The organism is Pseudomonas sp. P5_152 (assembly GCF_033989915.1).
In the GTDB taxonomy this organism is placed as follows: Bacteria; Pseudomonadota; Gammaproteobacteria; order Pseudomonadales; family Pseudomonadaceae; genus Aquipseudomonas.
Genome location: NZ_JASFAH010000002.1, coordinates 2,226,202 through 2,251,111 on the forward strand (window position 1 = coordinate 2,226,202; position 24,910 = coordinate 2,251,111).

A 24,910-nucleotide genomic window follows, 5' to 3' on the forward strand; every position below is an offset into this window, starting at 1 on the left:
TTCAGTCATGAACGGTTTCTCCGGTTTTCTTGCTTTTGAACATATCCAGCGCAAGCATCACGGCGCCGACGCTGATGGCGCTATCGGCAAAGTTGAACGCTGGGAAATACCAGCGGTTCTGCCAATGCACCAGAATGAAGTCGATCACATGGCCCAGGGCAATGCGGTCGTACAGGTTGCCCAGCGCCCCGCCCAGCACCAGCGCCAGGGCGACGGCCAGCCAAGTGTCGTTGCGCCCCAGGCGCTTGAGCCAGACCACCAGCACGCCACTGACCACGATCGCAATCAAGGCGAACAGCCAACGCTGCCAACCACCGCCATCAGCCAGGAAGCTGAAGGCCGCACCCGTGTTGTAGGCCAGGGTCCAGCTGAAGTAATCGGGGATCACCACGATCTGCTGGTACATCGTCAACGAACCTTCGAAGTAGAACTTGCTGGCCTGGTCGATGACCAGGACCAGCAGGCTCAACCACAGCCAGCTCAACCGTCCGAAACGGCTAGCAGCATCAGGCATAGTGACGAACCTCGCCTGCGCCGCTGATGTTGTCAACGCAACGACCGCAGATTTCCGGATGCTCCGGGTTCACCCCGACGTCCTCGCGGCAGTGCCAGCAACGGGCGCACTTGGCGAAGCCCGACTTGACCACCTTGAGTTTCAGGCCGCTGACTTCGGTCGCGACTGCGTCGGCCGGTGCCTGCACGAACGGGGCAATGCTCGCGGTCGAGGTGATCAGGACGAAGCGCAGTTCGTTGCTCAGCTTGGCCAGGTCGGCGCTCAGCGCTTCTTCGGCGAACAGCGTGACTTCGGCTTGCAGGTTGCCACCCACCGCCTTGGCAGCGCGCTGGATTTCCATTTCCTTGTTGACCGCCACCTTGACCGCCATGATCCGCTCCCAGTAGGCGCGGTCCAGCTCAAAGCCTTCCGGCAGTTCGCTGAGGCCTTCGTACCAGGTGTTGAGCATTACCGATTCGTTACGCTCGCCCGGCAGGTACTGCCACAGCTCGTCGGCGGTGAAGGCCAGGATCGGCGCGATCCAGCGCACCAGCGCTTCAGAGATGTGGTACAGCGCGGTTTGCGCCGAACGGCGGGCCTTGCTGTTGGCGCCGGTGGTGTACTGGCGGTCCTTGATGATGTCCAGGTAGAAACCGCCCAGCTCCTGCACGCAGAAGTTGTGGATCTTGGAGTAGACGTTCCAGAAGCGGTATTCACCGTAGTGCTCTTGCAACTCGCGTTGCAGCAGCAAGGTGCGGTCCACGGCCCAACGGTCCAGGGCGAGCATTTCGTCGGCCGGCAGGATGTCAGTGGCCGGGTTGAAACCGCTCAGGTTGGAAAGCAGGAAGCGCGCGGTGTTACGGATCCGCCGGTAGGCGTCCGCACTGCGTTGCAGGATCTGCTCGGAAACCGCCATTTCACCCGAATAATCGGTCGAAGCCACCCACAGACGCATGATGTCGGCGCCCAGGGTGTCATTGACCTTCTGTGGCGCAATCACGTTGCCCAGGGACTTGGACATCTTGCGGCCGGACTCATCGACAGTGAAGCCGTGGGTCAGCAGCTCGCGGTACGGCGCGTGGTTGTCGATGGCGCAACCGGTAAGCAGGGACGAATGGAACCAGCCACGGTGCTGGTCCGAACCTTCCAGATACAGGTCGGCACGCGGACCGCTTTCGTGGCCCATCGGGTGCGAACCGCGCAGGACGTGCCAGTGCGTGGTGCCCGAATCGAACCAGACGTCGAGGGTGTCGCTGATTTTGTCGTACTGTGGCGCTTCATCGCCCAGCAGCTCGGCAGCGTCCATCTTGAACCAGGCTTCGATGCCTTCGACTTCGACGCGCTGGGCCACCAGTTCCATCAGCTCAACGGTACGCGGGTGCAGTTCGCCGCTTTCCTTGTTCAGGAAGAACGGGATCGGCACACCCCAGTTGCGCTGGCGGGAGATGCACCAGTCAGGACGGTTGGCGATCATCGAGTGCAGGCGTGCCTGGCCCCAGGCCGGAACGAACTTGGTCTCTTCGATGGCCTTGATCGCACGCTTGCGCAGGGTCTCGCCAGTTGCCGGCTCTTTGTCCATGCCGATGAACCACTGCGCGGTGGCGCGGTAGATCAGCGGGGTCTTGTGACGCCAGCAGTGCATGTAGCTGTGTTCGATGATGGTGGTGTGCAGCAGCGCACCCACTTCAGTCAGCTTGTCGACGATGGCCGGGTTGGCTTTCCAGATGAACTGGCCACCGAAGAACTCCAGCGACGTCGCGTACACACCGTTGCTTTGCACTGGGTTGAGGATGTCGTCGTTGACCATGCCGTACTTCTTGCAGGTCACGAAGTCGTCCACGCCGTAGGCCGGGGCGGAGTGAACCACGCCGGTGCCAGCGCCCAGTTCGACGTAGTCCGCCAGGTAAACCGGCGACAGGCGATCGTAGAACGGGTGACGGAAGTTGATCAGCTCCAGCTCTTTACCGGTGGTGGTCGCGATGACCGAACCTTCCAGGCTATAGCGGGCCAGGCACGATTCCACCAGCTCTTCAGCCAGCACCAGCAGCTGGTCACCGACGTCGACCAGGGCGTAGTTGAACTCCGGGTGAACGTTGAGCGCCTGGTTGGCCGGGATGGTCCACGGGGTGGTGGTCCAGATCACGATCGAAGCCGGCTTGCCCAGCGATGCCAGGCCGAAAGCCGTAGCCAGTTTGGCTTCATCGGCAATCGGGAAGGCAACGTCGATGGTCGAGGACTTCTTGTTCTCGTATTCGACTTCCGCTTCGGCCAGGGCCGAACCGCAGTCAAAGCACCAGTTCACGGGCTTGAGGCCCTTGAACACGAAACCACCCTTGACGATTTCAGCCAAGGCGCGGATTTCGCCGGCCTCGTTCTTGAAATCCATGGTCTTGTACGGGTTGGCGAAGTCGCCCAGCACACCCAGGCGGATGAACTCGGACTTCTGCCCTTCGATCTGCTCGGTGGCGTAGGCACGGCACAGTTCGCGGGTCTTGTCCGCGCCCAGGTTCTTGCCGTGGGTCACTTCGACTTTGTGCTCGATCGGCAGGCCGTGGCAGTCCCAGCCCGGAACATAAGGTGCGTCGAAGCCCGACAGGGTCTTCGAACGAATGATCATGTCCTTGAGAATCTTGTTGAGCGCGTGACCGATATGAATGGTGCCGTTGGCGTACGGAGGACCGTCGTGCAGCACGAACTTCGGACGATCCTTACCAATCTCACGCAACTTCTGGTACAGGCCAATGCTGTCCCAGCGCTGCAGAATCTGCGGTTCGCGCTGAGGCAGGCCGGCCTTCATTGGGAAGGCGGTGTCCGGAAGGTTTAGCGTGGCTTTATAGTCGGTCATTTAAGGCTCTTCATTAGCGATTGGCGCTAGGTGCGGCATAGGCACGGGCGGCGGCGACATCCGCATTGATCGCCGTCTTAAGCGCCTCCAGAGAGGCGAAACGCTGCTCATCACGCAGCTTGTGGTGGAAAACCACCGTCAAACGCCGGTCATACAGATCGCCGGCAAAATCGAGTATATGGACTTCAAGGTGGGCTTTGCCGTCACCTGCGACCGTTGGCCGGACGCCGATATTGGCGACGCCTGGCCAGGTCTTGCCGTCGAGGTCGACACTCACCAGGTACACCCCGGTCAGCGGCACGCGACGGCGCTTGAGTTGCACGTTGGCCGTTGGCGTACCCAACTGGCGCGCCAGCTTCTGCCCGTGCAGGACCCGCCCGGCAATCCGGAACGGCCGCCCGAGCAAACGCTCAGCCAACTCGAAATCAGCGGCGGCCAGGGCGTTTCGCACCTGGGTGCTGCTGACCCGCAGACCGTCCAGCTCGACCGTCTGCGCCGCTTCCACGGTAAAACCCTGGACGCTACCCGCCTGCTGCAGGAAATCGAAATCCCCTACCCGGTCACAGCCGAAGCGGAAATCGTCACCGACCTCCAGATGCTGGACGCCCAGGCCATCGACCAGGATGGTGTCGACGAATTCGGCGGCGCTGAGCTTGCTCAAGCGCTGGTTGAACGCCAGGCATAACACCCGGTCAACGCCCTCGTCTGCCAGCAGTTGCAGCTTGTCGCGCAGGCGAGCAAGACGCGCGGGCGCGGTGTCGGGCGCAAAAAACTCGCGGGGCTGGGGCTCGAAAATCACCACGCAGCTGGGTACGCCCAACTCAAGCGCACGTTCACGCAGCCGGCCCAGGATAGCCTGGTGACCACGGTGAACACCGTCAAAGTTGCCAATAGTGGCGACGCAGCCCCGATGCTGGGGGCGCAGATTGTGGAGGCCTCGAACCAGCTGCATAACGCGCTTCTTGCTCATAAAGTGGTCGATTATAACCACACCCGGCGGCCGACGACAGGCAACACCGTAACCCAAAGTGATCGAACCGACAAAACCGACGCCTGGCTCGCGATTATTCCAGCATTGGCGTCAGCTCAACGCCTTGCGATTGAAGTCCCGCAGACGGAAGCCCAGCAGCGCCAGCATGCCGAAATACGTTACCACCCCAGCACCAACCAGCACGCCCAGACGCAGGAAACGCTCGAGCATGTGACCGTCGCTCCAGGCCGGCATGAAATGCATTGTCCCCAGCAGTACTGCGGACATCACGGCCACCGCCAGCAACAGCTTAAGGGCAAACTTGCCCCAGCCCGGCTGCGGTTGATACATATTCTGCTTGCGCAGTTGATAGAACAACAGGCCGGCGTTCAGGCACGCCCCACCACTAATGGCCAGCGCCAGGCCCGCGTGCTGCAGCGGACCGACCAAGGCCAGGTTGAACAGTTGGGTGACTATCAGGGTGAAAATTGCGATTTTTACCGGGGTGCGGATGTTCTGTTGCGCGTAAAAGCCTGGAGCCAGCACCTTGATCACGATAATCCCCAGTAATCCGACCGAATACGCCACCAGCGCTCGCTGGGTCATCGACGCATCAAAGGCACTGAACTGACCGTACTGGAACAGCGACATGGTCAACGGCTCCGCGAGGATCCCCAGGGCCAGCGCACAGGGCAGCACCAGCACGAAGCACAGGCGCAGGCCCCAGTCGAGAATGCGCGAGTATTCGTGGCGGTCCTTGCTGGCATAGGTCTTGGCCAGGGTCGGCAGGAGAATGGTGCCCAGGGCCACGCCCAACACCCCTGATGGCAACTCCATCAGCCGATCGGCGTAGTACATCCAGGACACGGAGCCGGCCACCAGGAAAGAAGCAAAAATGGTGTTGATGATCAACGAAATCTGGCTGACCGAAACCCCGAGGATCGCCGGCAGCATTTGCTTCATCACGCGCCAGACCCCGCTATCACGCAGGTTCAGCCGTGGCAGCACCAGCATGCCGATCTTTTTCAGGTGTGGCAGCTGATAAAGCAACTGCGCCAAGCCGCCAGCCAGCACCGCCCAACCCAGCGCCATCACCGGCGGATCGAAGTAGGGGGTGAGGAACAGCGCGAAGATGATCATGCTGACGTTGAGCAGGGTCGGCACGAACGCCGGCACCGAGAACCGGTTATAGGTGTTGAGAATCGCCCCAGCCAGCGAAGACAGGGAGATCAGCAATATATAAGGGAACGTGACCCGCAGCAGGCTGGCCGTCAGCTCGAACTTTTCCGGGGTATCGGTAAAACCCGGGGCCGTGGCCCAGATCACCCAGGGCGCAAAGATCATCCCGATGATCGTCACCAGCGCCAGCACCAGCGTCAGCAAACCCGAAACATAAGCCACGAAAGTGCGGGTCGCCTCCTCGCCTTGCTGACTTTTGTATTCTGCCAGGATCGGTACGAACGCCTGGGAAAACGCGCCCTCGGCAAAGATCCGCCGCAACAGGTTGGGCAGTTTGAAGGCAATGAAGAAGGCGTCCGTGGCCATGCCGGCGCCAAATATACGGGCGACGAGGGTGTCACGCACGAATCCCAGAACCCGGGAGATCATCGTGATAGAGCTGACGGCGGCCAAGGATTTAAGCAGGTTCATGGAAGAGTTTTTTGCCTGTCGATAAACAGCAGGCGAACAATGCGCCTACTTATGCGATACTCCGCGCCGCAACAGCACAGAGCCAAAGCTCGCGAGTTTACAGGTCGTACGCCGGAATGAAATATCCCGGTGCTTTATACCTACCACTTAGCGGAACGTCTCAACCGCCCTTGACAAGACTTCAACTCATCGGCATGATTCGCGGCCTATTTTGTTTGCTATTTCCCAAAAAGTCTTTCGAGGAGCTCGACGGTGGCCAACACACCTTCCGCCAAAAAACGTGCAAAACAGGCTGAGAAGCGTCGCAGCCACAACGCCAGCCTGCGTTCCATGGTTCGTACCTACATCAAGAATGTAGTTAAAGCCATCGACGCAAAAGACGCTGAAAAAGCGCAAGCTGCTTACGTTCTGGCCGTGCCAGTTATCGACCGTATGGCCGATAAAGGCATCATCCACAAGAACAAAGCTGCTCGCCATAAGAGCCGCCTGAATGGCCACGTAAAGGCTCTGAACGTTGCCGCTGCTGCCTAAGCGACACGCTCATTAAAAAACCGACCTCAGGGTCGGTTTTTTATTGCCTGCGATTTGATCAAACCAATACAAAAAACCGTAGGGGTGGCTGCCCGCCCCTACCAGCCTCGAATCAAATCAATGCTGAGCCCACGGCAAAATCGGAATCGCCGTCACCGCATTCTGCGGACTGCCTTCGATCAGGCGGTCGCTATAGACCAGGTACACCAGGGTATTGCGCTTCTTGTCGAGAAATCGCACCACCTGCATGGTCTTGAACACCAGGGACGTGCGCTCCTTGAACACCTCGTCACCATCCTTGAGCTCACCCCTGAAGCTGATCGGCCCGACCTGACGACAGGCAATGGACGCCTCGGCACGATCCTCGGCCAACCCCAGGCCACCCTTCACTCCGCCGGTCTTGGCGCGCGACAGGTAGCAGGTCACACCATCGACCTTGGGATCATCAAAGGCCTCGACCACAATACGGTCATTGGGCCCGACAAACTTGAATACGGTCGACACCTGACCAATCTCTTCGGCCGAAGCCAATAGCGGCATCACCAGCAACAACCCCAACAAGCCCTTTGCCATGCGCATGCGCGTTTCCTTCACTCAAACCAGAATCAGGTTATCGCGGTGAACCAGTTCCGGTTCCGCCATGTAACCCAGCAAACCGACAATCGCCTCGGACGATTGACCGATGATTTTTTGCGCCTCCAGGGCGCTGTAGTTAGCCAGGCCACGGGCAATCTCGCGACCGTCCGGCGCCACGCACACAACCATTTCGCCACGGCGGAAGCTGCCCTGGACCAGCTTGACGCCGACTGGCAGCAAGCTCTTGTTGCCCTGGGACAAGGCCGAAACCGCGCCCGCATCCAGCACCAGCGTGCCGCGCGTCTGCAAGTGCCCCGCCAGCCACTGCTTGCGCGCCGCCAGCAGGCCACGCTCAGGCGACAGCAAGGTGCCGATACGCTCGCCTGCCTTCAGGCGATCCAGCACCCGCTCCAGACGCCCGCCCACGATGATCGTGTGCGCCCCGGAACGCGCCGCCAGCCGCGCCGCACGCAGCTTGGTCTGCATACCGCCACGGCCCAGCGCGCCGCCCGTACCGCCAGCCACCGCATCCAGCGCCGGATCATCGGCACGCGCCTCGTAAATCAGCTGGGCATCGGGGTTATTCCGCGGATCAGCGTCGAACATGCCATCACGGTCCGTAAGAATCACCAACAGGTCCGCCTCGACCAGGTTGGCCACCAGCGCCGCCAGGGTATCGTTGTCGCCGAAGCGGATTTCGTCGGTGACCACCGTATCGTTCTCGTTGATCACCGGGATGACCTTGAGATCGACCAGCGCGCGCAGGGTGCTGCGAGCATTGAGGTAACGCTTGCGATCGGACAAGTCATCATGCGTCAGCAGGATCTGCGCAGTGTGCCGGCCATGCTCGGCGAAGCTCGACTCCCAAGCCTGCACCAGGCCCATCTGGCCAATAGCGGCCGCCGCCTGCAACTCATGCATTGCACTGGGTCGTGCAGTCCAGCCCAGGCGACTCATGCCTGCCGCCACCGCCCCCGAGGACACCAGCACCAACTCGACGCCCGCCTCGTGCAGCGCCACCATCTGCTCAACCCAGACGCCCATTGCCGCGCGATCCAGACCCTTGCCGTCAGCCGTCAGCAAAGCGCTGCCGATCTTCACGACCCAACGCTGCGCACCTGTCACCTTGCTCCGCATGATCTTCAACCTTAGCTTGAGGACAGCACGACCCAGTGCTGCCCATAACGTTATTCGTGACTACCGATTTCCAGATACTAAAACGCCGCTCCAGGGAGCGGCGCTTAAGTTTATCGCAACGTATCAGTCACGCACGTAAATGATTTCCGGACCATCTTCGTCACCCACATCTTCTTCATCCCAATCATCGTCACCGATGTCATGGACCGACTTCACGCCGCTGCGGCGCAGGGCACGCTGGTCATCCAGGGCCTGCAGCTGGGCACGCGCTTCATCTTCGATGCGCTGGTCAAGATCCGCCAGCTCTTCACGGTACGCCGGATCGTTGGCCAGGCGATCAGCACGATCTTCCAGGTAACGCATGATGTCGCGAGTCAGGCGCTCAGTGCCTTCTTTGGCGATAGCCGAGATGACGTAGACCGGACCAGTCCACTCCAGGCGATCGACGATTTCCTTGACGCGCTCTTCGTGCTCTTCCTCGAGGATCTGGTCGCACTTGTTCAGCACCAGCCAACGATCACGCTCAGCCAGGGACGGGCTGAACTTGGTCAGTTCGCTGACGATCACTTCAGCGGCATCGGCTGCACTGGTTTCATCCAGCGGCGCCATGTCGACGAGATGCAAAAGCAGGCGGGTTCGCGACAAGTGCTTGAGGAAACGAATCCCCAGGCCAGCGCCATCCGAAGCACCCTCGATCAGACCCGGGATGTCGGCAATGACAAAGCTTTTCCAGCGATCGACACTGACCACGCCCAGGTTTGGCACCAGGGTGGTGAACGGGTAATCGGCAACTTTCGGCTTGGCAGCCGACACCGAACGGATAAAGGTACTTTTACCGGCGTTAGGCAAGCCCAGCAGGCCGACGTCCGCCAACACTTTCATTTCCAGCTTGAGGTCACGCTGCTCGCCCGGCTTGCCCGGCGTAGTCTGGCGTGGCGCCCGGTTGGTACTGGATTTGAAACGGGTATTACCCAGACCGTGCCAGCCACCATGCGCCACCAACAACCGCTGACCAGCCTTGGTCAGGTCGCCGATAACTTCCTGGGTTGCCGAATCGATCACCGTGGTACCGACCGGAACCCGCAATACCAGCTCTTCACCCTTCTTGCCGGTGCAGTCAGTGCTGCCGCCGTTGGCGCCACGCTCGGCATCGAAGTGCCGGGTGTAACGGTAGTCCACCAGGGTATTGAGGTTTTCGTCGGCGATCATGTAGACCGAGCCGCCATCACCCCCATCACCACCGTTCGGACCACCGTTCTCGATGAATTTTTCCCGACGGAAGCTCATGCAACCATTGCCGCCATCGCCAGCTTTTACTCGAATCGATACTTCATCAACAAACTTCATAACAAAACGCCTCTCGCCATACGGACGAGCCGAAAAAACCAAGACATAAGACTCTTGCAAAAATGAGCGCAGCGACCTCAAGCAACGACCGCAAACCCACTGCTTTCGCCCATCACAAACAGCTTTGCAAGAGACTCACCCCACAAACGAAAAAGCCCCGTCGCAAGACAGGGCTTTTCCAGCAACTACGTAATTATGCCGCGACGACTGGAGTCTTCGGGACAATGCTCACGTAACGGCGGTTGAAAGCGCCTTTTACTTCGAACTTGATCACGCCGTCGATTTTAGCGAACAGAGTGTGATCTTTGCCCATGCCAACGCCGTAGCCAGCGTGGAATTGGGTGCCGCGCTGACGCACGATGATGTTGCCCGGAATGATAACCTGGCCGCCATACATCTTCACGCCAAGGCGTTTGGCTTCTGAGTCGCGACCGTTACGGGTACTACCACCAGCTTTTTTGTGTGCCATGAGTTCAATTCTCCTAGTGAGGAATTAGGCTGAAATTAAGCCTGAATACCGGTGATTTTGATCTCGGTGTACCACTGGCGGTGGCCCATACGCTTCATGTGGTGCTTACGGCGACGGAACTTGATGATGCGGACTTTATCGTGACGACCTTGGGAGATCACTTCAGCCACAACGGTAGCGCCAGCAACAACTGGAGCGCCGATATTCACGTCGTCGCCATTGGCAACCAACAGAACGCGATCAAAAGTAACGGATTCGCCGGTAGCGATTTCCAGTTTTTCGATCTTCAGGTATTCACCTGGAGCAACTTTGTACTGCTTGCCACCAGTAACGATTACTGCATAAGACATGGTATTTCTCCGATAATCCTGCTCACCCAGCTCTTTATAAGAAGAGGTATTGGCTGGCATGGCTGCATAAGGCTGGAAGGCCGGTTTGCAATTGCGTAAGGCAGGTGCTGCCCAGGAAGTTCAGGGTGCGCGATTGTACGCAAGCCACGAGCGCGTTGCAAGGGGCCGTCCATCGTGCCTTGACACCCGCTGGCGTGGGTCCTAGCATGCCGCGCAACCCTTATGGAGCACCTGTCGCTGATGCAACCCCAAGCTTTCTACCGCGCGGTGGCGGACGATTTTAGCGCCGTCGACGGCATCATCAAGAAGCAGCTGACTTCCCGAGTGCCGCTGGTATCGAAAATCGGCGACTACATCACCTCGGCTGGCGGCAAACGCCTGCGTCCTTTATTAGTGCTGCTGTGCGGCAAGGCCCTGGGTCGCGAAGGCGATGACATGCGCCTGCTGGCAGCCACTATCGAGTTCCTGCACACCGCCACCCTGCTGCACGACGACGTGGTCGACATGTCCGGTATGCGCCGTGGCCGCTCGACTGCCAACGCCATGTGGGGCAATGCCCCGAGCGTGCTGGTCGGCGACTTCCTGTATTCGCGTTCGTTCGAGATGATGGTCGAACTGGGCTCCATGCCGGTGATGAAGATCCTCTCCCAGGCCACGCGGATCATCGCCGAAGGCGAAGTCCTGCAGTTGTCCAAGGTGCGCGACGCCAGCACCACCGAAGAAACCTACATGGAAGTCATTCGCGGCAAGACCGCGATGCTCTTCGAAGCCTCGACCCACAGCGCTGCTGCCCTCGCGGGTGCAACCCCGGAGCAGAGCGAAGCCCTGCGCACCTTTGGTGATCACCTGGGCGTGGCATTCCAACTGGTCGACGACCTGCTCGACTATCGCGGCGATGCCGAGACCCTGGGCAAGAACGTCGGCGACGACCTGGCCGAAGGCAAGCCGACCCTGCCGCTGATCTACACCATGCGCGAAGGCACGCCAGAACAGGCAGCCCTGGTGCGCAAGGCGATCCAGAAAGGCGGCATCGAAGACCTGGAGAGCATCCGCGCCGCTGTGGAGGCCTCAGGCTCGCTGGAATACACCGCGCAATTGGCGCGCGACTATGTAGCCCGCGCGATCAAGTGCCTGGAAATGCTGCCGGCCAGCGAGTACCGCGATGCCCTGGTTGAGCTGAGCGAGTTCGCGGTCGCCCGCACGCACTAAGGGATATCTGTAGGAGCGAGCTTGCTCGCGAAGGTCGCCAACGATAACGCGTGCATCCTGAATGAACGTGGTGTCATTGAGTTCTTCGCGAGCAAGCTCGCTCCTACAGGTGTTGCATCGCCCTCTCCCGCTTAAAACCCTATATAATGTGCGCTTTTTAGCCATCCTGAACTCAAGGAGCTTTAGTGAGCACGTTGCCACCCTGCCCGAAATGCAATAGCGAATACACCTACGAAGACGGCGCCCAACTGATCTGCCCGGAGTGCGCCCACGAATGGTCTGCCAACGGCGAAGCCGAGGCGGCGTCCGATGAAACTGTGAAAAAGGATTCGGTCGGCAACGTCCTGCAAGATGGCGACACCATCACCGTGATCAAGGACCTCAAGGTCAAGGGCACCTCGCTGGTGGTCAAGGTCGGCACCAAGGTCAAGAACATCCGCCTGTGCGATGGCGACCACGACATCGACTGCAAGATCGATGGCATCGGCCCGATGAAACTCAAATCCGAGTTCGTCAGAAAAGTCTGAGCCTGCTGCAAGCCATCGCGCGTCCGCGCGGGATGGCTGCTCTCCTCCCCCTCGCAAGCCTTCCTCTCGCCCCAATAGCAAAACGCCAGCCGTTTTGATCCTGGGCAATCCCCGCGCACAAAATCCGCAGAAACCGCCAATAGGCACTTGCTATTAATTGAATAAGAATTATTCTCATCAAACCACTAAAAAGGAGATGAGCATCATGACTTACTTGATCGATGCATGGCTGGACCGCCCACACCCTTACCTCAGGATCCTGCATCGGGAAACCGGGGAAGTCTGCGCTGTACTGGAAGAAGAAGCCTTGAGCGAACTGCAGGACCAGGGCGACCTCGACCTCAATGGCCTGAGCTCCAGCGAACCGGTGGTGCTCAAGGAGCTGGTGCGCAACCTGTTTCTGTTCTGCTATGCCCGAGCGTTGCGCCCGACGCATGATCTGACGCACAAGATCGAAATATGATGCAGCACAAAAAACTGTGGGAGCTAGCGCCCGCAAGCGGGCGCTCGCTCCCACATTAGCCCGATGTCATATCAGGCCGGGTATTACAGAACGTCCAGCAGCTCGACGTCAAATACCAGAACGCTGTGCGGCGGGATGCTGCCAACGCCTTGAGCGCCGTAAGCCAATTCGCTCGGCACGTACAGACGCCATTTGCTGCCTGCGTTCATCAGTTGCAGGGCTTCGGTCCAGCCAGCGATCACGCCGCCAACCGGGAATTCTGCAGGTTGACCACGATCGTAGGAGCTGTCGAACACAGTGCCGTCGATCAGGGTGCCGTGGTAGTGAGTACGCACGGTGTCTTCGCGGGATGGCTTGGCGCCTTCACCGGCAGTCAGGACTTCAAATTGCAGACCGGAAGCCAGGGTGGTGATGCCGTCACGCTTGGCGTTTTCAGCCAGGAATGCCAGGCCTTCACCCGCCGCTGCTTCAGCCTTGGCTGCCGCTTCGGCTTGCATGATTTCACGGATGACCTTGAAGCTGGCCGACATGGCTTCCTGGCCAACGCGGCTTTCCTTACCGGCGAAAGCGTCGGTCAGACCTGCCAGGATTGCGTCCAGGCTAACGCCCGGTGGCGGGTTGTCGCGCAGCTGGTCGCCCAGCTGACGGCCGATGCCGTAGCTGACGCGGGTTTCGTCGGTGGACAGATTTACTTCGGACATGACACTGCTCCGCTGTGCGGACGGCCCGAGACATTGCCGTGCGTGCACAGCGCATCCCGGAGCGCCCGGAACCAAAAGGGCGAGCAGACTAGCACAGATGCCCGTGCCGTGATCAGGGGGCCAGCGTCCTCAAGCCGAACGGAAGGCGATCGGCACTTTAAGGCTGTCCTCGCTACTGGCGCCCAATCCGCACATCTCGTCGTGGACCGAGGTGTGGACCAGATTGAACGGTAACTTGGGAAAGGCGTGGAGCATTTGCCGCGCATGCTCCACCGAGCGCAGGTGCATCATCTGGCCATGGGTGTCGCTCAGCGGGTAGGCCGCGCCGTGCATCCGCGCCTCGAGGAGATAGATCCCGCCTTCCATGGAGATCAGATTCAGCTCATCGACCTTGCCGGCGATGGCATAGGCGTTCAACTCTTGCAGGTTCATGTGCACACCCCGTGCATTGGCGAGCCAGGACCCTTACAGGGATAAGCCTCGACGCACCAAAGCACAAGCCGACAACGCTGCCGCCCGTCCGTTTACCACCTGCGGGGTAATCAGTGCTTGGTCAGTTTGTCCAGGTAGCCCATGGCGAACGCCGAAATCACGAACGTCATGTGAATGATCACGTACCACTTCAGGTGCTCGGGATCGACGTTCTTGGCGTCCATGAAAATGCGCAGCAAGTGGATCGAGGAAATCGCCACGATCGAGGCCGCGACTTTCATCTTCAGCGAAGACGAATCCATGGTGCCCAGCCAGTTGAGCTTTTCCTTGGATTCATCGATATCCAGCTGGGACACGAAGTTTTCATAGCCGGAGATCATCACCATCACCAGCAGGCCGCCCACCAGGGCCATGTCGATCAGCGACAGCAGGACCAGGATCAGGTCCGACTCGGCCATCGAGAAGACGTTGGGGATAACGTGGAAGACTTCCTGAAAGAACTTCAGGGCCAGGGCCAGCAAACCCAGGGACAGGCCGAAGTAGATAGGGGCCAGCAACCAGCGCGAAGCGTACATTGTGTTTTCGATAAAGCGTTCCATTAAATCTCACACCAAGGCTGGAAATGGCGGCGAGTATACCAGCCGCTCAAACACCCATAAACCGCTGGAAAATCCATAACCTGGAAGTCTGACCGAGGGTTTTCTGCTAGTGTCCAAAGCGTTCGCACCCACGTGCGTCGTACGGGAATACTGGAAAATGGATGTGCGCTTACCCTTGACGACGATCGGCCTGTGCCTGGTGGCGCTGCTCAGCGGCTGCTCGCCCGCGGACGAAAAGCCTGCGCAAAGCCTTGAAGACAAGACCGCCCAGTTCGAAAAGTCACTGGACGCCATCACCGATCCCAAGCTCAAGGATGCCGTATCCAGTCTCGGCGGCTCCCTGCTGCTGCTCGAACGCGCCCAACAGAAGCTGGCCGCCAAGCCGGTCGAAACCGAGTACGGTGACGACGCCATGGCATTGCTCCGGCACTACGCAAGCCCGCAGGCGCTGGTCGACACCTACATCAATGGCCTGATCGTCCTGCGCAAGGATGCCAGCTCCGACTACCTGACCGACCTGCAACCGGTGTTCCCGTTCAACTTCAACATGCCCTCGGAGTTTCCCTTCCCCCACGGCCTGGAATGGCAATCGGTCACTCTTAGCAACAAGCAGGTCATCCCCTTCCAGGCCGAATGGTCGGAAACCGACCCCGGCATCCAGCTGAGCCCCTCTAGCTCGAGCTTGACCGCCCCGGATGACCTGACCCTCGCCTACCCCTTTGTCGAGGGACTGGAGGTGGCCAACAGCAGCCAGCCACAACCCCTGACCCTGCAAGGCAAGGTCGAAGTGATCGCACCGCACAAGGTCGCGACCTTCAACCTGAGCAAAAAGGACATCGGGCTTACACGGACCGAGGCCAACCTCAGCGTCACCCTGCACAGCCTCGAGAACAACTACGCCGAAATTACGGTCGACAACCGCGCAGCGCTGGCCCCAGAGGTCGGCGACACCCCGCTCAATCCACTGATCGTCCAGGCCCGGGACCAGACCGGGCAGTTCCTCGCACGCGCCGGCTCGATCAACGAAGACTCCGCACAAATAGCCTTCTATCAAAACCAACTGGCCGAGATGCAAAAACAGACCGCCTGGAGCGAGGCACTGGAAAAGCAGCTTAATGACGAACTGCAAGCTTTCGAGCGCCAGCAGAGCCATCATTACACCAAGGTCTACTTCAATGGCCCCATCGACAGCCTGGAAGTCAACGTGCTGGATTTTTCCGACGCCACCGTGACCCGCAAGGAACTGGATCTACCCGTCAGGCGTTTTGACCGCAACACCACCGACAAAACCATTCAAAGCCTCACCCCGCCCGTGGTGGTCTATGACGACCAGGCCGGCAACTGGCTCAAAGGCGCGAGCCTGGACGCGCAGCAACTGAAAAACAGTATTCGCATCACCCAGTCGGTGGAGGACGCCAGTGCCGCGCGCATTCAGTTCGACCACCCCAGCAGCTTCAACGATGAACTGCTCGGTAGCTCATTCAGCCCCGGCCCGACTCCGTTGACCTTCTTCACCCAGGATGACAATGGCCTGCGTGGCACTCCCATCGAGTTGCCAGCCGAAGCCTTCGAAATCGATCCATTACACGCCACCATCACCTACGACCTGACCCTGTTCCCCGAAACCCCGGCCTACGCCGTGGGCTCCATGCCACTGTTTCTCGCCGATATTGAAAAGCACAGCCTCGACGCCAGCAAATTACCCAAAGGCCTGGAGCTCAGGGGTAACGCCCTGCTGGTCGACCAGAAAGTATTCCCCGCGCAGGACTGGCGCTTCTTCGCCAAGGACGCGAGCGGCAACTACCTGAAGGAGATTTTGCTGGTCAGTCATGACGCCAACACAGAGGGCCCCGCAGTGCTGGACGTGCACTACTTCTATGGTCAGCCGAGCCAATTGGAAAGCTACCAACGCACCGACCTGGAAACCATCGAGTATGGCTTTGAGGTCAAGCTCGACAAGGTGCAGAACCCCACCCCTGCCGAGTGAGGTCAATGCCTTGGAGTCGAATCGAAACCATCCTGGTTGCGGTACCGGCCGCCGTTGATTTCCCGTAGCTGGGCTTGCAGGTGCAAGCACCAGATCTGCGGGTCGTCGGCCAGTTGATAACCATGCAGGGTCAGGCTTTCAACGATGGTATCGAGTATCGATTCAGCCACAAAAGGGCCATGAAACGGGCCTTGGGCCTTGATCGCCGAGGGCTGTTCGCCTGCCATGCCGGCGGCAAACAGCAAGGTCCACATGCCAGTATCGCCGGCGAGCGGGCGCACACTGCATTCGATCCGGGTCACGAGGCCCAGGCATTGGCGGGTAAGGCAGAGGTTGCGCGACATGGCGGCGACCCTCGATAGATCCGGTATTCAGCCTCCACGCGAAGGCTGTCTCGATCCAGTGATAACTGTCGATATCCTAGACCTGAGCATAGAAGAAAAGTCGAATCAGCAAGTTGCCGAGGGTAACGAAGCGCCGAATGGTCGCTGTTGGTTTTTTGACGTCATTCGCTGCGCCATAAAAAAGGAGCAAGGCTTACCCGCGAAGGCGTCCTTTCGTACGCATTCGCGGGTAAGCCTTGCTCCTACAGCGGGTAGATGACTGGGATCAAGCCGGCTTGGCTTCGGCCAGCGCCTCCTGCGCCAGTTCTTTCTCCGCCTCCTTCAAGTCCTCTTCGCTGATCATTTCCGCGATCACTCGCAAACGCTCGACCACCCGTGCGTTGACGCTGCCCTCAGGGAACTGGCCCTCCTCGTCCGGCTCACCGGCCGGCTCGCCAACCAGCAGGCTCAATGCCTCGTCGGCCTGGCGCACCGCATACACATGGAACTGCCCGGCCCGCACCGCCGCCAGGACCTTCTCATCGAGCATCAGCGTGGCCACGTTGGCCTGCGGGATGATTGCGCCCTGCTCACCGGTCAGTCCGCGAGCTTCGCACAGCCGGAAGAAGCCTTCGATTTTCTCGTTGACCCCACCCACTGCCTGTACTTCACCGAACTGGTTGATCGAGCCGGTGATGGCGAAGCACTGCTTGAGCGGCGTCTTCGACAAGGCCGAGATCAGCGTACATGCCTCGCCCAGCGACGCACTGTCGCCGTCGACATAACCGTAGGACTGCTCCAGGGCAATACTCGCCGAGATCGCCAACGGGAATTCCTGGGCATAACGACTGCCCAGGTAACCGGTGAGGATCATCACGCCCTTGGAGTGAATCGGCTGCCCGAGGTTGACCTCACGCTCGATGTCGACGATGCCACTGCCACCCGGGTAGACCGTCGCGGAAATCCGCGCCGGAACGCCGAAGGCCGAGTCCCCCACTTCCAGCACCGTCAGCCCGTTGCATTTGCCCACGGCCGCGCCAGCGGTGTCGATCAGGATGATCCCCGCCAGCATGTCATCGAGAATCCGTGCCGAGACGCGCCCGGTACGGGTGGCCTTGGCCTTGAGTGCACGCTCGATATGCCCGGCGTCGGTCATTTCGTCGCCGGCCAGGTGCCGGATGAAGTCCGCCTCGCTGACCAACTGGAACAGGTCGCCGATGCGTGCCGACAAACGCCCCTGGTGCTCGGCCAGGCGCGCACTGTAAGTCGCCAGGCGCGCCACCGCATCGGCGGTCAGCGGGGCCATGCCTTCTTCCGAAGTGCGAGTCTTGAGCAACTGGGCGAACTGCTCCAGGCTCTCGTCGACCATTGGAATGTCTTCGTCGAAATCCACCAGCACCCGGAACATCTCCTGGAAGTCCGGATCCAGGTCCTGCAGCGTGTAGTACAGCTGGCGGGCGCCAATGATGACCACCTTGACCTGCAACGGAATGTGTTGCGGCGTCAGCGTCACCGTGGCCAGGCGGCCCATCTCCCCGAGTGGCGATTCCATTTTAAGCTTGCGCGACTGCAGGGCACGCTTGAGCGCATCCCACACGAACGGCTCGCTGAGCATTTTTTCCGCTTCCAGGATCAGGAACCCACCATTGGCCCGGTGCAAGGCACCGGGTCGCAGTTGACGATAGGTGGTATAGAGCGCGCCCTGATCGGTGCTGTACTCGATGCGGCCGAACAGGTTTTCGTAGGTCGGGTGCGGCTCAAACACCACCGGCGCACCACCACTGACCGAATGCCCTACCACCAGGCTCGGCGCGTATTGCTCCTCCAGCAGTTTGCGAGCGACGGCGTCGGTCTTGCTGTCGTCGACCAATTGCTCGACCACGGTCTTGAGCAAGTACACCTGCATCGCCTGCAGGTAACCGCACACCGCTGCATTTTCCGCGTACTTTTCCGACAGCGGCGCAAGCAATGGCTGCAAGGCCAAGGTGATGGTTTCTTCGTTCAGGTGACGCATCTGATTGCTGGATTCACGCTTCCACTGCGGCAGGCTGGCGAGTTCCTCGTTGAGTCGCTCTTCAAGCCCGGAAATATCTTCGTGGAACTGCTCACGCACCGCTTCCGGCAACTGGGCGAACTCAGCCTCATCCAGCGCCTTGCCCTCACTCATCGGAGTGAAGGCGATATTGGTGCTGTCGCGGTACAACGCGACTTCTTTCTCCAGTGCCAGACGCTCGATCACATCCAGTGCACGGTCGTAGCGCTGGTTGAACGCGCGGTCGATGGCGCTTTTCTTTTGCTGGTAGGACGGGTGTTCAAAGACCGCAGGAAAGGTCGCGAGTAAGTTGTCGATCAGGCCATTGATATCGGCGATGAATGCACCGGCCGTGCCCGAGGGCAACTCCAGGGCGCGGGGTTCGCGTGGCTCATCGAAATTGTTGACGTAGACCCAGTCCGCCGGGGTCTGCAGGCGCTTGCCTTCGGCCTTGAGGTACCGTTTGACGAACGAGAACCGACCAGTGCCAGGCTCACCCATGACAAACACGTTGTAACCGGGGCGTGGCATGGCCACACCGAACTGCAAGGCTTCGACCGCGCGTTCCTGGCCGAGCACACCGCGAAAAGGCTCCAGATCATTGGTGGTAGAGAAGCTGAACTGTTCAGCGGAAAACGGACGGGTCAGCGCTTCGGGCGCTAGACGCAAGCTGGCAGCAACAGGATCAGGCATCGGGCTTCCTTACATCAGGCGGGGCAGTTGGAGGCATTCTGGCGCTGCCTGCACCTGACTGGCAAGGCGCGCCTTGGGTAAAAGCATAGTCAAACGCCGAACCCTACCCAGGCGCCGGCTAAATCACTGGTTTGAGGAATATTTTTCCAAAAAACCACGGAACCCACGGAACCTGCCTAAACTCCAAACTGCGCGGCTGGACTAATAACCGGCCCACTGATGCCAAGTTGGCCTCAGAACTCCTGTCCATTGGTACGCACATAAAGAGAACAAAGCTATGAAACGGATTCTTCTTGGTACTCTCTTCACCGCTGTATCCCTCAACGCCATGGCGCAGGCGCCAGGCGGTCCGGATTGCGGTTGGGGCAACATGCTGTTTGAAGGTCAGCGTGGCACCCCGGCTCACTTCCTGGCTTCCACCACCAACGGCACCTCCGGCAACGCCACGTTCGGCATGACCTCCGGCACCAACGGCTGCGCGACCAACGCTGCGCTGACCTATGGTGGCAAGTCCTGGTTCGCCATGAACGGCATGATAAACGAGCTGTCCGAAGACATGGCCAAGGGTCAGGGTGAAGCACTGACCACTTACGCTGTGGTCCTGGGCGTCGCACCGGAAGACCGTGCGCACTTCGCCGCCGTTACCCACGAACATTTCCAGCAGATCTTCAGCAAGGCTGACGTGACCGCTGAAGATGTGCATACCAATACCCTGGCCGTACTCAAGGCAGATACTCGCCTGGCCAAATACGCCACCCCAGCTTAAGCTCGACCTCACCCGCCCTCTCACCGGGGCGGGTTTTGTTTTTTGGACCTGACTGCATTTGGTCTTTATTTTTTCGACTTAAGTTGCCCACCATGCTCAAACGCCTTGCCTGTCTGGCGCTGTTTGTCTGCGCCCCGCTGTCCGCCGCGCCCCACCTCGACAACCAACGCCTGCAGCAACTGGCCAACGACCCGTTCTGGATTTCCCTGGGCCATTACGAAACCGCCAAGCTGGGCGGCTGGCGCAGTTACATCAGCGACCACAAATTTTTCCTGGCCCGCGACGGTGCCGAACACCCCGATGCCGAACTGGCGGCCACCGTACAGGCGCTGTATGCCCCGGCCAGCCTCGGCCAGCAACATGCACAATGCGTTTACCCGGCACGTACCCGCTGGCTGCAGGCGCAACTGCAGCTCAACGACCTGCCCGCGGTGGACTGCAGCGAATTCAAGCAATGGTTCAAGGATGTCTCGCCCCACAGTGCGGTGATGATTTTCCCTGCGGCCTACCTCAACAGCCCATCTTCAATGTTCGGCCACACGCTGTTGCGGATCGACCAGGCCGGCGTACAAAGCGACAACACCGCCCTGCTCAGCTATGCGATCAACTTCGGCGCCTATATCGAAGGCTCGGACAACAGCATCCTGTATGCCTGGAAGGGTTTGATGGGCGGCTACCCGGGCTTGTTCGCCCTGGTCCCCTACCAGGAAAAACTCTCGGAATACCGCAGCCTGGAGAACCGCGACCTGTGGGAATACCGGCTGAACCTGACCCAGGTCGAAACCGAGCGCATGGTCGAGCACGTCTGGGAACTGAAGCAGATCCAGTTCGACTATTTCTTCTTCGATGAAAACTGCTCTTACCGCCTGCTGGAGCTGCTGCAGGTGGCACGACCGGGGCTCAAGCTGACCGAACAATTCCCGCTGACGGCCATTCCCACCGACACCGTCAAGGCGGTGAAAGATGCCGGGCTGGTGGAAAAAATCGACTATCGGCCGTCCCGCGAGCGCGAGTTGCTGAGCCGCGCCGAAACACTGTCTGACGAAGAGCAGCAGTGGGTGCTGAAGGTCAGCGCCGACCCGCAACAATTGCAGGCACCCGCCTGCAAGGCCCTGCCACGGGACCGCCAGGCACTGATCATCGATGCCGCCTACCGCCTGGAACGCTACCGCGCCAATGGCCAGGAGCGCGACCCGGCACGAGCGCAACGCAGTTTCGAACTGCTGCGGGCGATCAACCAGAATCCACCACCGGAGCTAGCCATCGAGCGCCCGGGGCTACCGGAAGACGGGCACCAATCACGCACCTGGCAGGCGGGTATCGGTACCCGTGGCGACCAGGCGTTCGGTGAATATGGCCTGCGCATGGCGTATCACGACCTCAACGACAATGCCGAGAGCTTCCCGCTGGGCGCACAGATTGAGATCCTGCAGATGAAATTGCGCCAGTACGAGGGCAACCAGTGGCAGTTGCAACAGCTGGACCTGGCCACCATCCGCTCCCTGACGCCACGCAACGAGCTCCTGCAACCCTGGTCCTGGCAAGTTACCGGCGGCCTGGAACGGGTGCCGGGCAAGCACGATGACGAGACCCTGGTCAGCCATGTCAACGGCGGCGCCGGCGGTACCTGGCAATTGGGCGAGGATGTGCTGGGGTTTGCCCTCGGCACGGTGCGGGTCGAACACAACAATGACTTCGCCGAGTTCATCTCGCCAGCGGCCGGCTTCAACAGTGGCCTGCTGTGGCGCAACCCGCTGGGCAACCTGAGCCTGGAAACCCGCGGCGATTTCTTCACCAACGGCGAGGTGCGCCGTAGCCTGAGCCTGAACCAGCAGTGGGAACTGTCGCGCAACCTCGGCCTGCGCCTGAGCGCCCAGCGCGAATTCAGCCACCTCGCATCGGCGCAGAACGAGGTGATGCTGGAACTGAAGTGGTATCACTATTGAGCGGCCTTTAGGGGCATGCCCTCGCTGAACAGCCCCCCAAAAAAACAGGAACTGAATAGACATGGACGTCCACTGCCACACCCTCGAAGAAGTACGCACCCATATCGATCGCCTTGACCGGCAGATCGTCACCCTGCTGGCCGAACGTGGTGCCTATGTGGCGCAGGCGGCCCGCTTCAAGAAAGACGTTGATGCGGTCAAAGCGCCGCAACGGGTGGAACAGGTCGTCGCCAAGGTGCGTGCGTTATCCGAGCAAGTCGGCGCCCACCCCGATGTGACCGAACAGGTGTACCGGGCGATGATCGCCGCGTTCATCGATCAGGAGCTGACCGAGCACAGTCGCCTGGCGGGCGCGCCAACGGAATAATCACAGGCTTTTCACGGATCCCTGACTGCGTCAGATGCAGACTCTGCCGATCTACCGTTAAACACGGGTGCGGGAGTCTGGAATGTGGCGTGGTGCAGTTGTGCTGGGGTTGCTGTGGATGGTCGCGGGCTGTCAGTCGACGCACCAGGAGCTGCTCGCCAGAGGTTACCCACCGGCCTACGCCGATGGTTTCGATGACGGTTGCAGCAGTGGCCGACAGGCAGCCGGGGCGATCAGCGGGGAGTTTCGCAAAGACGTGCCGCGCTACCTCAACCAGGCGCCCTACGCCGAAGGCTGGAGTGACGGTTTTCGCCAGTGCCAGGCCATGCGCGAGAATCAGGAGCGCAACGACCACCAGAACGAACGGGATCGGGCCTGGCAGCAAGAGAAAGATCGTGACACAGCGCGGGCTTATCGCTCGCAGTAGGTCGCTTTTGAACAACCCAGGAAACTAAAAGCCTGCGAGCATGGCCTAAACCCCATACAGGGAGAACCGCCATGAGCCGCGCTTTCGTCAATGAAGATAACGCCGCCGCCCAAGCCGACCAGCCCGTCGAGCGCCAGGTCAGCAGCCAACCCAATTACGTCACCCCCGACGGCCTGCGCCAGTTGCAGGACAAGGTCGCCGAACTGCAGACCCTGCACAGCGCGCAGTCGGCCCTCGGTGAGCAAGCCGACCAGCAGCGCCTGGCGGATCTGCAGCGCGACCTGCGCTACAACCACCAACGCCTGCAAAGCGCTCAGGTCGTGCCCCCGGCCACCTCGACCGACAAGGTGCAGATCGGCAGTTGGGTGACCTATGCCGATGAGCAAGGCACTGAGCGGCGCGTGCAACTGGTCGGTGAAGACCAGGCTGTTGCCGCCCAGGGCCTGATCAACTGGAGCTCACCACTGGGCCGCGCATTGCTGGGCGCGCAACTCAATGATGAAGTGCTCTGGCAACGCCCCGCCGGCGATCAACTGATCGAAGTGATCCGCATCGAAGCCGCTTAAACCACGCCCTGGGCGAGCATTGCGTCGGCGACTTTGACGAAACCGGCGATGTTCGCGCCCTTGACGTAGTTGATCTGCCCGTTTTCTTCGCCGTAGTGCACGCATGCGTGGTGGATCGACTGCATGATGTTGTGCAACTTGCTGTCGACTTCACCGGCAGTCCACAGCAGGCGCATGGCGTTCTGCGACATCTCCAGGCCACTGACCGCGACACCGCCGGCGTTCGACGCCTTGCCCGGGGCGAACAGGATTCCAGCCTCGATGAAGATATCCACGGCCGCCAGGGTAGTCGGCATGTTCGCCCCTTCGGCGACACAGATGCAGCCATTGCGCAGCAAGGTGCGCGCAGCCTCGGCGTCCAGTTCGTTCTGCGTGGCACACGGCAGCGCGATGTCACACGGCAAGTCCCACGGGCTTTGTCCGGCACGAAACTCCAGGCCGAACCGTGCGGCCAGTTCGCTGATGCGGCCGCGCTTGACGTTTTTCAGCTCCAGCAGCGCCGACCATTGCTCCTCGCTCAGTCCACCCTCGCAGTACAGCGTGCCTTCGGAGTCGGAGAGGGAAATCACCTGGCCGCCCAGGTCCATGACCTTGCGCGCTGCGTACTGCGCCACGTTGCCGGAGCCGGAGATTGCCACACGCTTGCCCTGCACCTTTTCACCGCGACGCTTGAGCATTTCCTCGGCGAAGTACACGCAACCAAAACCGGTGGCCTCCGGGCGAATCAGGCTGCCGCCATAGCTCATGCCCTTGCCGGTCAACACGCTGGTGAACTGGTTGCTCAGGCGCTTGTATTGGCCGAACAGGAAGCCGATTTCCCGCGCGCCCACGCCGATGTCGCCGGCTGGAACGTCAACGTCCGAGCCGATATGGCGATACAGCTCGCTCATGAAGGCCTGGCAGAAGCGCATCACTTCGGCATCGCTCTTGCCCTTCGGATCGAAGTCCGAACCGCCCTTGCCACCGCCCATCGGCAGTGAAGTCAGGGAGTTCTTGAACGTTTGCTCGAAGGCCAGGAACTTCAGCACGCCCATGTTCACCGACGGGTGGAAACGCAGGCCGCCCTTGTACGGGCCGATGGCGCTGTTCATCTGGATCCGGAATCCGCGATTGACCTGTACCGCGCCCTGATCGTCGACCCAGGAAACGCGAAACACCACGGCCCGCTCCGGCTCACAGATGCGCTCCAGGATGCCGGAAGTCAGGTAGTGGGGATTGGCTTCGAGAAAGGGCCACAGGCTGCGTAGGACCTCTTCGACGGCCTGATGGAATTCAGGTTGGTCAGGGTCACGTTTTTTCAGGCGCGCAAGGAAGGATTCGACGGATTCGATCATGGAAAAGTCTCGGCAAATTTATTGTCGTTGGGAGAGATTGAGCCGGACTGTAACAAACGAAAGGAGCACCGGAACAGCGCAAAATGTCGCAGTTATGAAATTAAATGGTGCAATGGATATAACTTAAGCCAATTTTTGCGCCGTTTGTGCACAGAAACAGGGACCCCAGA

The 24,910-nt window shown here is 60.1% G+C and carries 25 protein-coding genes; 10 read left to right on the plus strand and 15 right to left on the minus strand.

Annotated features, from left to right (window positions below; genetic code table 11):
- Position 1: 1 nt before the first annotated feature.
- The 4 genes from lspA to murJ form a co-directional block, all read right to left on the minus strand.
- Positions 2-514 carry a signal peptidase II gene (gene lspA, locus QMK50_RS10105; RefSeq protein WP_095166502.1) on the minus strand — a complete coding sequence of 171 codons (513 nt, stop codon included), beginning with the start codon at positions 512-514 and terminating at the stop codon, positions 2-4.
- Positions 507-3,338, minus strand: a complete 2,832-nt coding sequence (gene ileS, locus QMK50_RS10110) for an isoleucine--tRNA ligase (protein ID WP_159998043.1) — start codon at positions 3,336-3,338, stop codon at positions 507-509. The genes lspA and ileS overlap by 8 nt, the downstream gene beginning before the upstream one ends.
- A gap of 13 nt (positions 3,339-3,351) precedes the next feature.
- Positions 3,352-4,290, minus strand: coding sequence for a bifunctional riboflavin kinase/FAD synthetase (ribF, locus tag QMK50_RS10115; protein WP_095166498.1), 939 nt, complete (start codon positions 4,288-4,290; stop codon positions 3,352-3,354).
- A 129-nt stretch (positions 4,291-4,419) separates the two neighbouring features.
- A complete protein-coding gene (gene murJ / locus QMK50_RS10120) occupies positions 4,420-5,958 on the minus strand; it encodes a murein biosynthesis integral membrane protein MurJ (RefSeq protein ID WP_320333046.1) in 1,539 nt (512 codons plus the stop codon).
- 252 nt (positions 5,959-6,210) lie between these two features.
- On the opposite strand from murJ, the gene rpsT reads away from it, so the two are divergent.
- Positions 6,211-6,489 carry a 30S ribosomal protein S20 gene (gene rpsT / locus QMK50_RS10125; protein ID WP_003185593.1) on the plus strand — a complete coding sequence of 93 codons (279 nt, stop codon included), beginning with the start codon at positions 6,211-6,213 and terminating at the stop codon, positions 6,487-6,489.
- Between the two features lie 117 nt (positions 6,490-6,606).
- Here the strand turns inward: rpsT and QMK50_RS10130 are convergent, their stop codons facing one another.
- The 5 genes from QMK50_RS10130 to rplU form a co-directional block, all read right to left on the minus strand.
- Entirely contained in the window at positions 6,607-7,068 is a 462-nt protein-coding gene (locus QMK50_RS10130; RefSeq protein WP_159998048.1) for a CreA family protein, read from the minus strand.
- Between the two features lie 15 nt (positions 7,069-7,083).
- Entirely contained in the window at positions 7,084-8,202 is a 1,119-nt protein-coding gene (gene proB / locus QMK50_RS10135; protein WP_095166492.1) for a glutamate 5-kinase, read from the minus strand.
- A gap of 123 nt (positions 8,203-8,325) precedes the next feature.
- Entirely contained in the window at positions 8,326-9,549 is a 1,224-nt protein-coding gene (gene cgtA, locus QMK50_RS10140) for an Obg family GTPase CgtA (RefSeq protein WP_320333047.1), read from the minus strand.
- A gap of 193 nt (positions 9,550-9,742) precedes the next feature.
- The gene (gene rpmA / locus QMK50_RS10145) at positions 9,743-10,018 is read right to left on the minus strand and encodes a 50S ribosomal protein L27 (protein ID WP_093419745.1); all 276 of its coding nucleotides are present in this window, start codon (positions 10,016-10,018) and stop codon (positions 9,743-9,745) included.
- Positions 10,019-10,053: 35 nt separating this feature from the next.
- On the minus strand, positions 10,054-10,368 hold the full coding sequence (rplU, locus tag QMK50_RS10150) for a 50S ribosomal protein L21 (RefSeq protein WP_003176051.1): 315 nt from the start codon (positions 10,366-10,368) through the stop codon (positions 10,054-10,056).
- Between the two features lie 240 nt (positions 10,369-10,608).
- On the opposite strand from rplU, the gene QMK50_RS10155 reads away from it, so the two are divergent.
- The 3 genes from QMK50_RS10155 (at position 10,609) to QMK50_RS10165 (ending at position 12,567) form a co-directional block, all read left to right on the plus strand.
- Positions 10,609-11,577 (plus strand): polyprenyl synthetase family protein, encoded by a 969-nt coding sequence (locus QMK50_RS10155; RefSeq protein WP_095166627.1) that lies wholly within the window; start codon positions 10,609-10,611, stop codon positions 11,575-11,577.
- A 185-nt stretch (positions 11,578-11,762) separates the two neighbouring features.
- Entirely contained in the window at positions 11,763-12,104 is a 342-nt protein-coding gene (locus QMK50_RS10160) for a zinc ribbon domain-containing protein YjdM (protein WP_027617845.1), read from the plus strand.
- A 205-nt stretch (positions 12,105-12,309) separates the two neighbouring features.
- Positions 12,310-12,567, plus strand: a complete 258-nt coding sequence (locus QMK50_RS10165; RefSeq protein WP_095166625.1) for a hypothetical protein — start codon at positions 12,310-12,312, stop codon at positions 12,565-12,567.
- Positions 12,568-12,650: 83 nt separating this feature from the next.
- Here the strand turns inward: QMK50_RS10165 and QMK50_RS10170 are convergent, their stop codons facing one another.
- The 3 genes from QMK50_RS10170 to QMK50_RS10180 form a co-directional block, all read right to left on the minus strand.
- Complete coding sequence (locus QMK50_RS10170) at positions 12,651-13,268, minus strand: FKBP-type peptidyl-prolyl cis-trans isomerase (protein ID WP_095166489.1); 618 nt, start codon at positions 13,266-13,268, stop codon at positions 12,651-12,653.
- Between the two features lie 129 nt (positions 13,269-13,397).
- Positions 13,398-13,700, minus strand: a complete 303-nt coding sequence (locus QMK50_RS10175; protein ID WP_095166487.1) for a DUF6482 family protein — start codon at positions 13,698-13,700, stop codon at positions 13,398-13,400.
- Positions 13,701-13,810: 110 nt separating this feature from the next.
- Positions 13,811-14,299, minus strand: coding sequence for a TIGR00645 family protein (locus tag QMK50_RS10180; RefSeq protein WP_095166485.1), 489 nt, complete (start codon positions 14,297-14,299; stop codon positions 13,811-13,813).
- 157 nt (positions 14,300-14,456) lie between these two features.
- Here QMK50_RS10180 and QMK50_RS10185 point away from each other — a divergent pair, with 157 nt between their 5' ends.
- A complete protein-coding gene (locus tag QMK50_RS10185; RefSeq protein WP_320333048.1) occupies positions 14,457-16,286 on the plus strand; it encodes a hypothetical protein in 1,830 nt (609 codons plus the stop codon).
- 2 nt (positions 16,287-16,288) lie between these two features.
- Here QMK50_RS10185 and QMK50_RS10190 read toward each other — a convergent pair whose 3' ends face one another.
- Together QMK50_RS10190 and QMK50_RS10195 are read right to left on the minus strand one after the other, a co-directional pair.
- Entirely contained in the window at positions 16,289-16,630 is a 342-nt protein-coding gene (locus QMK50_RS10190) for a hypothetical protein (protein WP_095166481.1), read from the minus strand.
- A 265-nt stretch (positions 16,631-16,895) separates the two neighbouring features.
- The gene (locus QMK50_RS10195; RefSeq protein WP_095166476.1) at positions 16,896-19,334 is read right to left on the minus strand and encodes a Lon protease family protein; all 2,439 of its coding nucleotides are present in this window, start codon (positions 19,332-19,334) and stop codon (positions 16,896-16,898) included.
- A gap of 277 nt (positions 19,335-19,611) precedes the next feature.
- Between QMK50_RS10195 and QMK50_RS10200 the strand changes: the two genes are divergently transcribed.
- The 5 genes from QMK50_RS10200 (at position 19,612) to QMK50_RS10220 (ending at position 23,406) form a co-directional block, all read left to right on the plus strand.
- On the plus strand, positions 19,612-20,100 hold the full coding sequence (locus QMK50_RS10200; RefSeq protein WP_095166474.1) for a DUF3015 domain-containing protein: 489 nt from the start codon (positions 19,612-19,614) through the stop codon (positions 20,098-20,100).
- 92 nt (positions 20,101-20,192) lie between these two features.
- A complete protein-coding gene (locus tag QMK50_RS10205) occupies positions 20,193-22,046 on the plus strand; it encodes a DUF4105 domain-containing protein (RefSeq protein WP_320333049.1) in 1,854 nt (617 codons plus the stop codon).
- A gap of 61 nt (positions 22,047-22,107) precedes the next feature.
- Entirely contained in the window at positions 22,108-22,413 is a 306-nt protein-coding gene (locus tag QMK50_RS10210) for a chorismate mutase (protein WP_320333050.1), read from the plus strand.
- Positions 22,414-22,495: 82 nt separating this feature from the next.
- Positions 22,496-22,840 carry a hypothetical protein gene (locus QMK50_RS10215; RefSeq protein WP_320333051.1) on the plus strand — a complete coding sequence of 115 codons (345 nt, stop codon included), beginning with the start codon at positions 22,496-22,498 and terminating at the stop codon, positions 22,838-22,840.
- Between the two features lie 71 nt (positions 22,841-22,911).
- Complete coding sequence (locus tag QMK50_RS10220) at positions 22,912-23,406, plus strand: GreA/GreB family elongation factor (RefSeq protein ID WP_320333052.1); 495 nt, start codon at positions 22,912-22,914, stop codon at positions 23,404-23,406.
- Here the strand turns inward: QMK50_RS10220 and gdhA are convergent.
- Positions 23,403-24,740, minus strand: a complete 1,338-nt coding sequence (gene gdhA, locus QMK50_RS10225; RefSeq protein ID WP_320333053.1) for an NADP-specific glutamate dehydrogenase — start codon at positions 24,738-24,740, stop codon at positions 23,403-23,405. The genes QMK50_RS10220 and gdhA overlap by 4 nt on opposite strands.
- Between the last annotated feature and the right edge of the window lie 170 nt (positions 24,741-24,910).